Origin of the sequence: Glaciihabitans arcticus (assembly GCF_004310685.1) — a bacterium.
GTDB lineage: Bacteria > Actinomycetota > Actinomycetes > Actinomycetales > Microbacteriaceae > Conyzicola > Conyzicola arctica.
This window is the reverse complement of sequence record NZ_SISG01000001.1, coordinates 2,834,639-2,848,821: the sequence shown is the minus strand read 5'-3', so window position 1 is coordinate 2,848,821 and position 14,183 is coordinate 2,834,639. Positions and strand designations below refer to the sequence as shown.

At 67.2% G+C, this 14,183-nt stretch carries 19 protein-coding genes; 4 read left to right on the top strand and 15 right to left on the bottom strand.

The genetic code is table 11. The features are described 5' to 3' along the window. Positions 1-70: 70 nt before the first annotated feature. The 15 genes from EYE40_RS13820 to EYE40_RS13750 form a co-directional block, all read right to left on the bottom strand. Positions 71-451, bottom strand: coding sequence for a response regulator transcription factor (locus tag EYE40_RS13820; protein WP_130982517.1), 381 nt, complete (start codon positions 449-451; stop codon positions 71-73). Between the two features lie 73 nt (positions 452-524). Then, on the bottom strand, positions 525-740 hold the full coding sequence (locus tag EYE40_RS13815) for a DUF1232 domain-containing protein (RefSeq protein WP_130982516.1): 216 nt from the start codon (positions 738-740) through the stop codon (positions 525-527). 53 nt (positions 741-793) lie between these two features. Next, positions 794-1,456, bottom strand: coding sequence for a response regulator (locus EYE40_RS13810; RefSeq protein ID WP_130982514.1), 663 nt, complete (start codon positions 1,454-1,456; stop codon positions 794-796). Continuing rightward, complete coding sequence (locus tag EYE40_RS13805) at positions 1,453-2,643, bottom strand: sensor histidine kinase (RefSeq protein ID WP_161972403.1); 1,191 nt, start codon at positions 2,641-2,643, stop codon at positions 1,453-1,455. The genes EYE40_RS13810 and EYE40_RS13805 overlap by 4 nt, the downstream gene beginning before the upstream one ends. Positions 2,644-2,663: 20 nt before the next feature. Continuing rightward, a complete protein-coding gene (locus tag EYE40_RS13800; protein WP_130982511.1) occupies positions 2,664-3,761 on the bottom strand; it encodes a fatty acid desaturase family protein in 1,098 nt (365 codons plus the stop codon). A 76-nt stretch (positions 3,762-3,837) separates the two neighbouring features. Next, positions 3,838-4,644: a polyphosphate kinase 2 gene (gene ppk2 / locus EYE40_RS13795; protein WP_130982509.1), complete on the bottom strand. Its 807-nt coding sequence runs from the start codon at positions 4,642-4,644 to the stop codon at positions 3,838-3,840. A 94-nt stretch (positions 4,645-4,738) separates the two neighbouring features. After that, entirely contained in the window at positions 4,739-5,254 is a 516-nt protein-coding gene (gene msrA, locus EYE40_RS13790; RefSeq protein WP_130982508.1) for a peptide-methionine (S)-S-oxide reductase MsrA, read from the bottom strand. A 2-nt stretch (positions 5,255-5,256) separates the two neighbouring features. Further along, a complete protein-coding gene (gene msrB, locus EYE40_RS13785) occupies positions 5,257-5,715 on the bottom strand; it encodes a peptide-methionine (R)-S-oxide reductase MsrB (RefSeq protein ID WP_130982506.1) in 459 nt (152 codons plus the stop codon). 113 nt (positions 5,716-5,828) lie between these two features. Continuing rightward, a complete protein-coding gene (locus EYE40_RS13780; protein WP_130982504.1) occupies positions 5,829-6,374 on the bottom strand; it encodes a hypothetical protein in 546 nt (181 codons plus the stop codon). Beyond that, entirely contained in the window at positions 6,371-7,240 is an 870-nt protein-coding gene (locus EYE40_RS13775) for a methyltransferase family protein (protein ID WP_130982503.1), read from the bottom strand. Before EYE40_RS13775 ends, EYE40_RS13780 begins: the two co-directional genes overlap by 4 nt. A 15-nt stretch (positions 7,241-7,255) precedes the next feature. Beyond that, positions 7,256-8,332 (bottom strand): DNA glycosylase AlkZ-like family protein, encoded by a 1,077-nt coding sequence (locus EYE40_RS13770; protein ID WP_240034824.1) that lies wholly within the window; start codon positions 8,330-8,332, stop codon positions 7,256-7,258. A 9-nt stretch (positions 8,333-8,341) separates the two neighbouring features. Continuing rightward, positions 8,342-8,944 carry a phosphoribosylanthranilate isomerase gene (locus tag EYE40_RS13765; RefSeq protein WP_204742253.1) on the bottom strand — a complete coding sequence of 201 codons (603 nt, stop codon included), beginning with the start codon at positions 8,942-8,944 and terminating at the stop codon, positions 8,342-8,344. A gap of 28 nt (positions 8,945-8,972) precedes the next feature. After that, positions 8,973-9,953 carry a zinc-binding alcohol dehydrogenase family protein gene (locus EYE40_RS13760; protein ID WP_130982500.1) on the bottom strand — a complete coding sequence of 327 codons (981 nt, stop codon included), beginning with the start codon at positions 9,951-9,953 and terminating at the stop codon, positions 8,973-8,975. Beyond that, entirely contained in the window at positions 9,950-10,372 is a 423-nt protein-coding gene (locus tag EYE40_RS13755) for a MarR family winged helix-turn-helix transcriptional regulator (RefSeq protein WP_161972402.1), read from the bottom strand. The genes EYE40_RS13760 and EYE40_RS13755 overlap by 4 nt, the downstream gene beginning before the upstream one ends. Positions 10,373-10,420: 48 nt before the next feature. After that, positions 10,421-10,861 carry a MarR family winged helix-turn-helix transcriptional regulator gene (locus EYE40_RS13750; protein ID WP_130982497.1) on the bottom strand — a complete coding sequence of 147 codons (441 nt, stop codon included), beginning with the start codon at positions 10,859-10,861 and terminating at the stop codon, positions 10,421-10,423. Between the two features lie 71 nt (positions 10,862-10,932). Between EYE40_RS13750 and EYE40_RS13745 the strand changes: the two genes are divergently transcribed. From EYE40_RS13745 to EYE40_RS13730, 4 genes are read left to right on the top strand one after another with little or no spacing between them, the layout of a single operon-like run. Next, positions 10,933-11,973, top strand: coding sequence for an LLM class flavin-dependent oxidoreductase (locus EYE40_RS13745; RefSeq protein WP_240034823.1), 1,041 nt, complete (start codon positions 10,933-10,935; stop codon positions 11,971-11,973). After that, positions 11,966-12,670 (top strand): NADPH-dependent F420 reductase, encoded by a 705-nt coding sequence (locus EYE40_RS13740; protein ID WP_130982495.1) that lies wholly within the window; start codon positions 11,966-11,968, stop codon positions 12,668-12,670. Before EYE40_RS13745 ends, EYE40_RS13740 begins: the two co-directional genes overlap by 8 nt. Before the next feature lie 9 nt (positions 12,671-12,679). After that, positions 12,680-13,804, top strand: coding sequence for an epoxide hydrolase family protein (locus EYE40_RS13735; protein WP_130982493.1), 1,125 nt, complete (start codon positions 12,680-12,682; stop codon positions 13,802-13,804). Positions 13,805-13,823: 19 nt separating this feature from the next. Next, positions 13,824-14,183, top strand: a complete 360-nt coding sequence (locus tag EYE40_RS13730) for an ArsR/SmtB family transcription factor (RefSeq protein ID WP_130982491.1) — start codon at positions 13,824-13,826, stop codon at positions 14,181-14,183.

The window sequence follows — 14,183 nt, the reverse complement described above, 5'->3', positions numbered from 1 at the left end:
ACCATTCCACCGCTGACGAGATGATCGCCGAAGGCAAGACCACCGCAGCACGCGCGATGGAGCAGACGGACTAGACCAGCTGGCTCACGATCGGCTTCAGCGCGTTCACGAGTTCGTCGAGACCGAACGGCTTGGTCAGGTACGCGTCGGCGCCGGACGCATAGCCGGCCATACGATCTTCGTGCTCGGAGCGGCCGGTCAGGAAGACGATCGGCGTCTCAACGCCGGCGGCCCGCAGCCTGGTCGCCACCTCGGTGCCGAGCATGTCCGGCAGCATCATGTCGAGCAGGATGATGTGCGGTTCGAAGGTGTCCACGGCTGCGATCGCCTCGGCGCCGGTCGGGGCGATGGCTGTGACCCAGCCCTCGAGCTGCAGTGCGCGGCGTACGATGTCGGTGAGCCCGTTCTCCTCGTCCACAACGAGGATTCGAACGGCGTGCGATGGGTGCATGGTTCTACTCTCGTCGATCGTCGCTGGGAGAACGTCCGCCCGGAGGATGCACTCGGCTACTCCATATGAAGTACTAGACCTTCGGCCGCGGCGGGTCGACCGGACCCTGGCCGCGGTTCTTGAGCAGGTTGTAGATCCAGACGGCGGCGCCGACCCAGACGGCCGCGTCGTCGACGAGACCCAGCGGACCGGTCAGCAGCTCAGGGATGACGTCGATGGGCGAGGCGCCGTAGACGATGGCGCCGACGGCGACGAGGATCGCGGAAATGGTGCGGCGGCGTGGGGTCATGCGTCGAGAATAACCGACGACGCCGACCCCACGCCCAACTCTCAGGCTCCCGATCACTCCCCCGCAGGCACGACGAGTCTGCTCTCGTAGGCGGCGACAACGGCCTGCGCCCGGTCGCGCGCGCCCAACTTCATCAGCACGTGGCTCACGTGACTCTTCACCGTCTGCTCGGCCAGGGTGAGCGCGTCGGCGATCTCGGCATTCGAGAGCCCGCGCGCGACGAGGAGCAGCACCTCACGCTCGCGACCGGTGAGGGGCGGCAGTTCTTTCGCGGCACGCGGCTTCTCCAGTCGGGCGAAGCGCTCGATCATCGTGCGGGTGACCGACGGGGAGAGCAGGGCATCACCGCGCAGCACGATGCGGACCGCGTCCACGAGCTCCGCGGGGGTCGCATCCTTGAGCAGGAAGCCGCTGGCCCCTGCCCGGATCGCCTCGAAGACGTACTCGTCCGCGTCGAAGGTCGTGAGCACGATGATCGCCGGCGCAGGGTCACTGCCACTCGCGAGGATGCGACGGGTCGCCTCGATGCCGTCGAGCACGGGCATCCGGATGTCCATCAGGACCACATCGGGACTCAGCTCGACCGCGAGGCGCACCCCTTGCTCGCCGTTCTCCGCCTGACCGACCACCTCGAAGTCGTCCTGCGCCTCCAGAAGCGCCGCGAATCCGGCACGCACCATGGCCTGGTCGTCGACGATGACTATGCGAGTGCTCATGCGCCTGCCTCCCTGCGCGGTATGCGGGCGACGACCGAGAAGCCGCCGGCCTCTGTCGCACCGGTTCGGATGTCCCCACTCACGGCCGCGACCCGCTCGCGCATACCGGTGATGCCGTGTCCGCTACCGACAGGCCGGATCCCATGCTCGCTCGCATCGTTGACCACCTCGACCGTCATGGCTGTCGGGTCGTGACTGACCCGCACCCGGATCGCCGCGTCGGGGGCGTGGCGGATCGCGTTACTGATCGCCTCCTGCACCACACGGAAGGCAGCGAGCGCGGCCGGCTCGCCGACCGGCGGCAGCTCGCGGGAGTCGTCGCCCTCGAGGGCGATCGTGACCCCGGAGCGCGAGGCCGCCTCGACCAGTGCGGGGATCTCCTCGAGCCCCGGCTGCGGGGCGAGTGCCAGCGGGCTGCCGTCCTCGCGCAGAACCCCGAGCACACCGCGCAGTTCCGCGATGGCACCTCGCGCGGCCTCCGCGATCTCGCCGAACTCCCGGGCGACCGGCTCCGGCACGCCCTGATGGCGGAACACCGCGGTGGAGGCCTGCACGTTGATGATCGACATGCTGTGGGCCACGATGTCGTGCAACTCCCGGGCGATGCGGGTCTTCTCCTCGGCGATCACGCGAAACTCGTGCTCTTCGCTCGACTCCGACCGGGCGCGGATCAGCTGCGCGCGGATCTCCCGCCATTCCCGCCAGACGATGCCGCCTGCCACGGCCACCCCGGAGATGGACGCGGCGATGATGATGTTGATCGCGGGGGCGTCGACGTACCGGGGCAGCACGAGGGCCACCGCGATGGTCGCGAGCGAAGCTGTCGCCCAACTCGCTACCGCAATCCAGCGGCGGGCCTGCAGGCCGACGAGCACGAGCGTTACCGAATGGGTGACGAGGGTGACGACCGCCCACGGCCAGGGCGCTGCATCCGAGCCGGACTGCACTACGGCGAAGAGCAGCACGCTCGCCGCGGAGATCACCCCGGCGAGTAGCGGACGCGGGATCGCGAGTGGGATGGACGAGGCGTGCAGGGCGGCGAGCAGGAAGGAGATCGCGATGGGCACACCGTAGAGCGTCGTCGACAGCGTGGCCCCGACGGCGAGCGCCGCGATCGCGATGGCGACACCGGCGACCATGAGCCAGCCGATCACAATCGACGATCGAGCGGCTTTCAGGGAGGGCACGCCCACCATTGTCCTCGCGTCTAGCGGGTTCGCAACTGCGCGGTCACCGGGCACTCGAACGGGTCGGCGTGGCCCAGCCCCACCTTCTGGAGGTAGGCGAGCACGATCCGGTAGGAGCCGACGAGCGTGGTCTCGGTGTAGGCGATGCCACGCTGCTCGCAATAGGCCTTCACGAGCGGACGAGCCTTGCCCAGGTTGCTGCTCGGCATGGTCGGAAAGAGGTGGTGCTCGATCTGGTAGTTGAGTCCGCCCATGCCGATCGCCACGAGCGGTCCGCCGCTGATGTTGCGGGACATCAGCGTCTGGCGCCGCAGGAAGTCGATGGTGAGCGTCGGCGGCACGATGGGCATGCCCTTGTGGTTGGGAGCGAAGCTGCCGCCCATGTAGACACCGAACACCGCAACCTGCACGACGAGGAACGCGAGCGCCCACCACGGTCCGATCGCCCAGACGACGAGCGCGGGGAACCCGACGAGTCGAATGGTCAGCAGCACGGCCTCGAGTGCGCGGTGCTTGACGGGCTCGGCACCAGCGACCGCCTTGATCGCATTCACGTGCAGGTCGAGTCCGGCGAGCGTCAGGATCGGGAAGAAGAACCAGTGCTGGCGAGCGAGGAAGAAGGCGGCGAGACCCGTGCGCTGGCGAGCGTCCTCGGCGGTGAAGACGATGGCACCGGGGGCGATGTCGCCATCCTTGCCCACCTTGTTCGGGTTGGCGTGGTGCTTGCCGTGCTTGTTCATCCACCAGCCGTAGCTCAGGCCGACAACGACATTGCTCAGGATGCGCGCGAGCCGCTCGTTGTTCTTGCCCGACGCGAACACCTGTCGGTGCGCGCCGTCGTGGCCGAGGAACGCCGCCTGGGTGAAGAGGATGCCGAACACCGCGGCCACAACGAGCTGGATCGGCCCCGCGCCCAGGGTGAACAGGGCGACGAAGGCCGCAGCAAACAGGGCGATCAGGATGAGACCGCGCCCGAGGTACCAGCCGTAACGCCGACGCATCAGACCGAGGTCGGTCATCGCGGCGACGAGGTCGACGTAGTCCCTGGCGTACTGCGCCTGGACGTCATCCCGATCGCGAACGGTTCTCGGGGCTTTCGTCGGGCTGATTGTGGTCATACTCCGACGCTAGATCGGCGTGTGCGGCAGCGCGTCACCCTGCGGAGCCGACCCGACCCCCTACTGCGGTACCGGTTCAGTCATCGACCAAGCCGGTAGCGATGTCCGGCACGAATCGCTGGGACTCCACCGGGGGCCGCACGTAATCCTCTGCGCTCGGCCGCTTCGGGATCTTCACCGGCTCCGGCTCGGTCACCTCGAACTCGATCTGCGAGATGAGGTGGCTCATCACATTGAGCCGGGCCGCGCGCTTGTCGTCGCTGTCGATCGTCCACCACGGGGCGTGCTCCGAGTCGGTCGCCTCGAACATGGCATCCTTCGCGCGTGAGTAGTCCTCCCAGCGAGTGATCGACTGAAGGTCGGTGTCCGAGAGCTTCCAGCGCTTCATCGGGTCTTTGAGCCGCGCCTTGAAGCGCTTCTGCTGCTCCTTGTCGGAGACCGAGAACCAGTACTTGATCAGCACGATGCCGTCATCCAGCAGCAGTTTCTCGAAGATCGGTACCTGTTGCATAAAGCGCTCGTACTCCTCGTCGGTGCAGTAGCCCATCACGCGCTCGACGCCGGCGCGGTTGTACCAGGAGCGGTCCATGAGCACGATCTCGCCGGTCGTCGGCAGGTGCTCGATGTAGCGCTGGAAATACCACTGCCCCTTCTCCCGCTCGCTCGGCTGCGGGAGCGCGACGACCCGGGCCGACCGCGGGTTCAGGTACTGGGCGATGCGCTTGATCGCGCCGCCCTTGCCCGCCGCATCGCGCCCCTCGAAGATCACGACGACGCGAGCACCGGATGCCCCGATCCACCGTTGCATCGTAACGAGCTCGACCTGGAGCCGCTCGAGTTCCTTCTCGTACGCGGCCTTGGGGGTTTTCTCGGGTTTCGACATGCGCCGAGCCTAGGCGCGTGGACGGGATTCTCGGAGGGCTTGCGTTTAACGCAGGGACGGCCCACCGATGTGGTGGGCCGTCCTGGTGGTGACGTTAGTTGGCGAGCTGGTCTTCGCGGTGCGGGAGCTTCCATCCCGGACGCACGTAGTGGCAGGTGTAGCCATTCGGCAGCTTCTCCAGGTAGTCCTGGTGCTCCTCCTCGGCCTCCCAGAACTCACCGGACGGCTCGACCTCGGTCACGACCTTGCCCGGCCAGAGACCGGAGGCGTCGACGTCGGCGATCGTCTCGAGGGCGACGCGCTTCTGCTCGTCGCTGGTGTAGAAGATGGCCGAACGGTAGGCGCGGCCGACATCGTTGCCCTGGCGATCCTTGGTCGACGGGTCGTGGATCTGGAAGAAGAACTCCAGAATGTCCCGGTAGGAGATCACGCTCGGGTCGAATACGACCTCCACGGCCTCGGCGTGATCGCCGTGGTTGCGGTAGGTGGCGTTCGGGGTGTCGCCACCCGAGTATCCGACGCGCGTCGAGATGACGCCGTCGCGACGACGCAGCAGCTGCTGCGCCCCCCAGAAACATCCTCCGGCGAGGTTCGCGGTTTCAGTGGCCATGATTAGGACTCCTTCGTGGTGAACAGGCTGCGGTAGTCACCGTAGCCCTGGCTCTCGAGCTCGGCAGCGGGCACGAAGCGCAGCGCAGCCGAGTTGATGCAGTAGCGCATGCCGCCCTCGGCGGCGGGTCCGTCATCGAACAGGTGGCCGAGGTGGCTGTCGCCGGCTGCCGAACGCACCTCGGTGCGCACAGACCAGAAGCTGCGGTCGACCTTCTTGACAAGGTGTGCGGGCTCGATCGGTCGCGTGAAGCTCGGCCATCCCGATCCGCTGTCGAACTTGTCGGTGGATGAGAACAGCGGCTCCCCGGAGACGATATCGACGTAGATACCGTCGTCGTGGTTGTCCCAGAACTCGTTGCGGAAGGGCGGCTCGGTAGCGTCGTTCTGCGTGACGGCGAACTGCTGGGGCGTGAGCTGCTCGATCGCGGTCGCGTCCTTGCGGTAGTCGGTTGTAGTCATGGGGGTGTAACTCCTTTGTGCCGCTGGCTGCGGCGCTCGTCAACTAGAACAGTGATACGTCGCGATAAGTTCCCGCGACAGGGCACTGTGCCTGTTTGTTTGCTGTGAGACCCTTAGCCGAGGAACCGTTCGACGGCGGAAAGCCAGATCGCCTTCGTCTCGGCAGCGACCTCGGCCGAGGCCAGTCCGCCGTGCTGCACCACGATGCTCGCGATGTCGCCCTTGGGTTCGCTGATCACGGTGATGGCGGTGTCGTGCGTTCCCTTGACCCGCCAGGTGATGCGCTTCTCTGTTCCACTCACGCGCGGTTCGGCTGCAAGCAGGGCCAGCACCTCTGGGTCGTTCGCCGCGAACGGCGTCCAGGTGTCGATGAGCTGCTGCATCCCGAGCTTCGTAGCCCGGCTGACACTGAGACGGAAGGTTCCGTCGGGCTGCTGGCCGGGCACGCGCCGGCCGATGTGGTGCTCGTAGGTGTTCGCCGTGGCCTGCGCCCACCAGCCGAGGTTGTCGACCATGCCGTCGAGTTCGGTCAGCAGGTGGGTGGCGATGGTGTGGTGGTCGAGCTCGGCGGCACTTATCGAGTCGAACCAGGCCAGCCAGTCGGGCCACGCGCGCCCGGTTGCTCGCTCGATGCTCTCGATTCTTGACGTCGTGGTCACGGTATCCAGCATCGCACTGTGGCCGCGTACTCGCGAAAATCTTCGCCAAAACGATGCTCGAGGTCCGCCTCCTCGAGCGGGCGCACGGCGTAGTTCCAGAGCAGCGAGCCGACGATCGCGTAGGTGACAACCAGCCACGACGAGAGGATCAGCCCCACCGCCACACCCTGCACGATGCCGGCGACGGCCATCGGGTTGCGCACGAAGCGGTACGGGCCGGCGATGACGAGACTGGTCGGCATCGCGGACGGCAGCGGCGTGCCGTGCCCGACGGTCGACATCGTAACGGCCGACCACAGACCGAGTGCGCTGGCTGCGATGAGGATGACGACCCCCGCTGCCGCGACCGGCCACCCGAGGGTGAGGTGTAGCTGCCAGCGCTGCTCGAGGAACACGATCGCGAGCGGCGCCATCACCAGGAAGAAGCCCCAGAACACCACAAGCTGGGCGACCGTGTTCGAGACGTGCCGGGTGCCCGTCGCCGACGTGAACGCGAAGGGGCCGGTCGTCATCCACTCGGTCGGAATACGGCCGAACAGCATGAGCAACAGCGCGAGCACTGAGGCGCCGGCCGCCGCCACCATGACCAGCACTCCCCAGCCGGCCTCGGTCGTGACCGTCGCGTAGAGCGCCAGGGCGAGCGCGACGAGAATCGTCCAGCCGGTGGCGACCGCCGCGGCGGGCCTCCAGCCCATGGCCGCTATCGCCGAGGCGATCACGAACAGCGGTATGTCGAAGGCGGCGACCAGCACGGGGTCGAGACTGCCGAGGGTGAGCGTTCTCACCGCCGGGACTGTGAAGACTCCGACCCACCATGCGGCTCCGGCGAGCGCCTGCACCGCGAAGTAGAGACGCGCCCAGAGCATGCGGTCAGGCTACCGTCACCACGCGCGAATGCCGACCCCGAGCCACTCCGCGAGGTTGTCGATCTCCGCGCGCACCATTTCGTACTCCTCCGCCTCGAATGGCAGGAACTCGTGCACGGCCTCGACGGTGAGGGTGTCGCGATCGCGATTGACCTCCGCCTCGAGCATGCCGACGAAGCGGTCGCCCATGAGGATCGGGTGCGAGAAGTAGCCGTATCGGCGCTGCGGCTTGGGCTTGAACTGCTCGAGCACGTACTCGAACTCGAACAGCTCTTTGAGGCGCGGGCGGTCGAACAGCATCCCGTCATAGGGGCTGAGGAAGGCGACACGACCGCCGTCGTCCTGCTTGAGCGTCGCGAGGGCGTCGGGGTGCACGCGGTACTTCTGACGCATTCCCTCGACGACGGCCGACTCGCCCGCCTCGCCGACAGGCGTCCACGGTGATCTCTGCTTGGCGATGCCGAACGCCTGCAGGCGCCGCTCGTTGCGCAGGCGCTCCGCCTCGTCGAGCTCGTACTCGGGCAGGTTCTGCGGATACACGCGCTCCGCGAGATCCCACAGGCGATGCCGTCCCTCGCGCCTGGCCACAGCCACCTCGCCCTGCCGCTGCAGCAGGTCGAGCATGTGCACCACCTGGTTGGAGCCGTACCAGCCGTCCGGCGGCACCGTCACCTCGGCCGTGTCCGGGATGTCGGTCGCGAGCAGCGGACCCTCCCCGCGCAGCCGGGCGAGCACCTCGGTGCGGAAGGTGCTGTTCGCCTCCAGCCACGCTCGTGTGCTCGCCCGCTTCGGCCACTCCCGCATGCTCGGCAGCATCAGAGGCAGCAGACTGATCGGCCGGAAGGCGCCGTCGTACTCGAACAGGTTGTGGTCCAGGTCGACGGCCTTCGTCAGCTGCGACCCCTCGTAGGCCGATCCGATGCGCGACCACAGAATCGTCTGCTCGGCTGGCGCGATCGTCGCGGTCGGGTCGATCTTGATAGCGCCGAGCTGCTCGGCTACCTCGACGACGTCGCCCGGCCGGAAGGCGTCGAGCAGCTGCGCACCCACCGCGATGCGCCGCGCCTGATCCTTCGTGAGGTGGTGCACCACGGGTCGAGGCTACCCTGAGGCTCGTGCCGCCGCCACGAAGGCCTCGATGAGCGCCGCCGACTTCACGCCACGCTCCGATTCGACACCTGACGAGACGTCGACTCCGGATGCCCCGAACTCCCGAACCCGCCGCGCGACGTTCTCCGGGGTCAGCCCTCCCGCAAGGATCCACCCCTCCGGCAGCGCGCGGCCCGCGAGCAGCGCGGCGGGGAACTCGGCGCCGCTCCCCGGATGATCGCCGTCGATCAGCACGCGACCGGGTACGGGCTCTTCGGAGACGAAGGACGAGACCGACCGGGCGCGGATCACCCGGAGGCCGGCGGCCTCGAGGGCAGCAACGTCATCCCGGCTGTAGTCACCGTGCAGCTGCGCGGTACCGATGCCCGCCTGGGCGAGCTCGGCGACGATCGAATCGACCGGCTCCGACTGGAATACACCAACGGCCTCGACGGACGGTGGAATGCGAGAAACCAGAACCCGGGCATCGGCGGGCGCGATGTAGCGCGGGCTCTTCGGCGCGAAAACGAAGCCGACCGCATCCACGCCGAGCGCTACACAGGTGTCGACGATCTCTGGCGTACGCAGGCCGCAGATCTTGATGAAGGGGGTCACGGCCCCAGTCAATCAGACCGGGCGAACGTCACGGGATGACAACGAGCTTGCCACCGCCGACCCCCGCCTCCATGTCGCGGTGCGCCTGGGCGATGTCGTCCATCGCGTACACGCGACCGATCGGCACCCGAGCGTGGCCAGACGCCACCGCGTCGATGAAGGCCTGCAGGTCGGCGCTGCTGAGGTCAGAGGCCTCGCCGGAGTAGGCGGTGAGGCGCACTCCGTTGGGAAGCCAGTCCATCGGGTAGAACTCGGGGATTGTCCACTCGTCGGAGAGCATGCCCGTGAAGCACACGGTGCCGCCGGTTCGCACCGACTGCAGGGTGTCGCGCATCACGTTCGTGCCGACGAGTTCGACCGCGCCGTCCACACCGTTCGGCACGATGTCGCGCACGGCGGCAGCGATCTCGCCGTCGTCGATCAGCACGTGGTCGACCCCGGCAGACCTCAGGAGGTCGGCACGCTCCGGGTTCCGCGTGGTGGAAAGTACCGTCATACCCCTCGCCGAACCGAGCACAGCAAGAGCGAGACCGATGGATGACGTTCCGCCGCGGATGAGCAGCGACTGCCCATCGACAGCCTGCAGCCCGACTCGCAGGGACCCTGCCGCCGTCTGCAGCATCTCGGGAATCGCGCCGAGCACTTCCCAGCCCAGGTCGCTGACGAACGGGACAACGCTTGTCGTCGGCACGGATACGTACCGGGCATAGCCGCCGTCGAACGAACGCCCCATCCCGCCCATCAGGGCGGCGACCTGTGTGCCGGGCTCGAACTCTCCGCCCGGTGCGTCGACGACGGTTCCGACGGCCTCGAGGCCCGGGATGCGCGGGAAGCTACCGCTGTAGGCAACACCTGAACGGAAGTGCAGTTCAGAACGGTTGAGGCCAAAAGCCTCCACCTTGATGAGTACCCAGCCGTGCTTCGGGGCAGGGATTGGAACCTCCTTGACGGTAAGGACCTCGGGGCCGCCCGGAGCCTCGATGACTACCGCGCGCATACTGCCGCTCACAGCGCACCGCGCAGGGAGGAGAGTTCGCTGGTCAGTGCGATCGCCCGGGCTTTCGGAATTGCTGCGCCGAGCACGGAGGCGATGTGGTCCTCGGCAATGGACCGGGCGCTCTCAAGAGACGAGGAGCCGGCCGGAGTGAGCACGATGATCGACGATCGACGATCGGTCGGATTCGATTCGCGGGCGGCCAGCCCGGCGCGTTCCAGTCGGTCCACGAGCTTGCTCGTGGCGCCGACGGTGATGGACATCCGTTCGGACACGTCCTGCACGCGCGCTCCGGATCCGATGAGGTCGATCGCGTCCAGGGCCTGGAACCGGGCGAGCGTCAGCTGAACTTCAGCGCTCAGGTGGTTATCGAGAGAGTTCCAGAGCTCGATCTCGGCTCGGGTCAGTTCGGTGAACAGGGCAACGTATGTCATGCCCGGTCCAACTGGATGCACGGGAACTATATTCCCGGGAATACACATTCACCTCGAATTGATGTGGGCACGCAGCGCGCGGGTCACGTCATCCACCTTGGCCAGCAAGTCCTCATCGAGCGCGTCGAGGAACAGCTCCTGCACGGCCCGCAGGTGCGGGGCCGAAGCACGACGGAAGAGCGAGGCGCCGGTTGCGATGAGCACGATCTCCGAGCCACGGCTGTCGGTGAGGCACTTTTCGCGACCAACCAGTCCTCGTGATTCCATGCGGCCCAGGTGGTGCGAGAGTCGGCTGCGCTCCCAGCCGACGTGGTCGGCGAGCTCGGAGGAGCGCATCCTCCTGCCGTCGGCTTCTGACAGCGCGAGCAGAACCGAGTAGTCCGCGGTGGAAAGATCTGACTCCGCGAGTAGTCGCGAGGCGAGCAGAGCGCGCAGTTCGTCACCGGTCTCGACGAAGTCGCGCCAGATCCTGAGCTGTTGGGAATTCATGTCGCCCTCCTGTAGTTGACATGTCAATCATAACGACGCATGATTGACACGTCAATTACTTGGAGGACGCAGTGAGCTTCGAAATCGGGCTGAACACCTTCGGCGACGTACCCACCGAGGGGGGCCGCACGTTCAGCGACGCCGAGACGGTGCGCCTGCTCATCGAGGAGGCGAAGCTCGCCGAGTCCGCCGGCATCGACGTCTTCAGTGTCGGAGAGCACTACCGCGAAGGGTTTGTCGATTCGGCCGGGGCCGTATTGCTCGCCGGCATGGCCACCGCGACCGAGAGCATCAAGCTCGGCACCTCGGTGACGGTGCTCAGCACCAATGACCCGGTTCGCCTCTACAACGAGTTCTCCACCCTCGACGCGATCTCGAACGGTCGCGCGCAGCTTGTGCTCGGCCGCGCCTCGCAGACGCAGTCCTTCCCGCTGTTCGGCTACGACCTGGCCGATTACGAGCAGCTGTTCGAAGAGAAGCTCGAGCTGTTCATGCAGCTGCAGTCCGGGATGCCGGTCACGTGGTCGGGCACCGTGCGCGCACCCCTCGTCGACCAGACGCTGCATCCGACCATGCGCGCCGGAGGCATCCCGACCTGGATCGGCGTCGGCGGCAGCCCCAACTCGGTCATCCGCGCGGCCCGCTACGGACTGCCGCTGATGCTCGCCATCATCGGCGGCGAACCACAGCGCTTCGCCGGGCACGTCGACCTGTACTACCGTGCGCTCGAACAGTTCGGGATGCCCCGCCAGCCCGTCGGCCAGCACGCTCTCGGCCTCGTAGCCGACACCGACGAAGAAGCCGCCGACCTGTGGTGGGAATCGTGGAAGCCCATGGTCGAGCAGATGGGCAAGGAGCGCGGCTTCTACGCCCCGACCCGCGAGCGCTACGACCTCGAGCTCGCGACCGGTGCACTTTTCGTGGGCTCCGCCGACACCGTCGCGCAGAAGATCGCGCGCATGACCCGCGAGCTGCGGATCAGCCGCTTCGACCTCAAATACGATGTGCCCGGGCTGCCGGTCGGGGCACGCGCCCGCACGATCGAACTGCTCGGCACCGAGGTCGCGCCGCGCGTGCGCGAGATCCTTGCGGAGGAGAACGTCAATGCCTAAGCCAGTCATCGGCATTTTGGGCGCCGGCAAGGTCGGCACCGTGCTCGGCCGCCTGTTCGTCGCCGCCGGCTACCGTGTCATCATCGCCGGCTCGCGGGAGGCCTCGAGGATCGCGCTGACCGTCGAGGTGCTCGTGCCGGGGGCCGAGGTCGGCACCTCCGAGGAGGTCGCTCGCAAAGCGGAGGTCGTCATCCTCGCCCTGCCGCTCGGAAAGTACCTGACCATTCCGCGCGACGCGCTGCGCGGCAAGCTGGTACTCGACGCGATGAACTACTGGTGGGAGATCGACGGATTCCGTGACGACCTCAGCGACCCGCGCGTCTCGACGAGCGAACTGGTGCAGGCGTATCTCCCCGAATCGCGAGTCCTGAAGGCCTTCAACCACATGGGCTACCACGACCTCGACGAGGGTCCGCGGCCCGCGGGTGCCCCCGGCCGCAAGGCCCTGGGCATCGCCGGTGACGATGCCGCCGACCTCGAGACCACCGCCGCCCTCGTCGATGCCGTGGGCTTCGACCCGGTGACGGTCGGCACCCTGCGCGACAGCATCAATCTCGAGCCAGGCAGTGCCCTGTTCGGCGCGAACTTCGAGAGGCAGGCGGTTCGGGATGCCGTTACCGCCTTCCCCGAGACGGAGCGCGGCCTGCTCGTGGCCGCAGCCCGCGCAGACTCGCCGTGGGTCGGTGGTGCGGCATAGCGTAGCTGCATGAGCGAGCCAGAGCTGTTTCTCATTCATGTCACCGATGCCGAATTGGCGGACCTGCGCCAGCGCCTGCGCGCCACCCGTTTCCTGCCGGACTCACCCCGACGACCGGCATCGGGCATGACCGAGGCGTACCTGCGCCAACTCGTCCACTCCTGGCTCGAGCTGGACTGGCGAGAGCGCGAGGCACAGCTGAACGCCTACCCGCAGTTCCTCGCGCAGGTCGACGGCGAGTTCCTGCATTTTGTGCACCGCGCCGCCGACCGGTCGGGCGCCCCGACGCTACTCGTGATGCATGGCTGGCCCCACACCTTCGCGCTGCAGCTCGAGCTCGTGGACCGGCTGCCCGACTTCAATCTTGTTGTACCGAGCTTTCCCGGCTTCGGGTTCTCGCCGCCCTACGCAAACGGACCGATCTCCGAAGACCGGCTCGCCCACAGCATGCACGTGTTGATGACCGAGACGCTGGGCTACGCCTCGTATTTCACCTACGGCGAAGACGTCTCCGCGAACGTCAACGACCTGATTGCGGCGACCTGGCCGGAGGAGGTCGACGGCATCATCGCGACGCACGCGCACTTCGGCACGAGCGAGGAGCGCGCCACGTATGCCGACCCGGCGGCGACGGCCTTCTTCGAGAGGATCGCCGCCACCCACGGCCCCGACGGGGCCTACGGACACGTGCAGGCGACCCGTCCCGATACACTCGCGGCTGCGCTGGGCGACTCCCCCGCCGGGCTGCTGGCGTGGCTCGCAGAGAAGCTCGTCGAGTGGAGCGACACCCCACCCGGCGACCCGAGCGGCGTCGAGAAGCGGATCGCCCGCGAGCGCATCCTCACCGAAGCGATGATCTACTGGCACACGCGGTCGATCGCCACGTCGTTCCGGCCCTACTACGAGGGCGCTGACACTCCCGGCCGAACACCGCCGGTCGAGGTGCCGGCCGCTGTGTTCATCCAGCGGCACGAGCACGACTATCCCGAGTCGGTCGCGCGCGACTTCTACCGAGACCTGCGCGTGTTCGAGCGTCTCGATGAGGGCGGTCACTTCACCGCGGCCGAAGTCCCGGATGCCATGGCAGGGCGCATCCGGGATTTCGCAAACTCGCTCTTGCGCGACTCGGCATAGGGGCGTAACGTACAACCAAATGGTTGTACAACAGGAACTCACAGACGAAGACGTGAACCGGATGTTCCGGGCTCTCGCCGATGCGACGCGACGCGACATCGTGCGCCGAACGCTGCTCGCCGAGGTATCGGTCACCCAGCTCGCTGAGTCGTACGACATGTCATTTGCGGCAGTGCAGAAGCACGTCGCCGTACTCGAGGAGGCGAGGCTCGTGACCAAGGAACAGCGCGGCCGCGAGCGGATGGTGCGGGGAGAGCCCGAACGCATCCGCCAGGCGCAGCGCCTGCTCGACCGATTCGAGGACATCTGGCGCTCGCGCGTCGATCGACTCGACGCCCTGCTCGCCGAAGACGGCACCCCACCAAACCAGAAAGGCTGA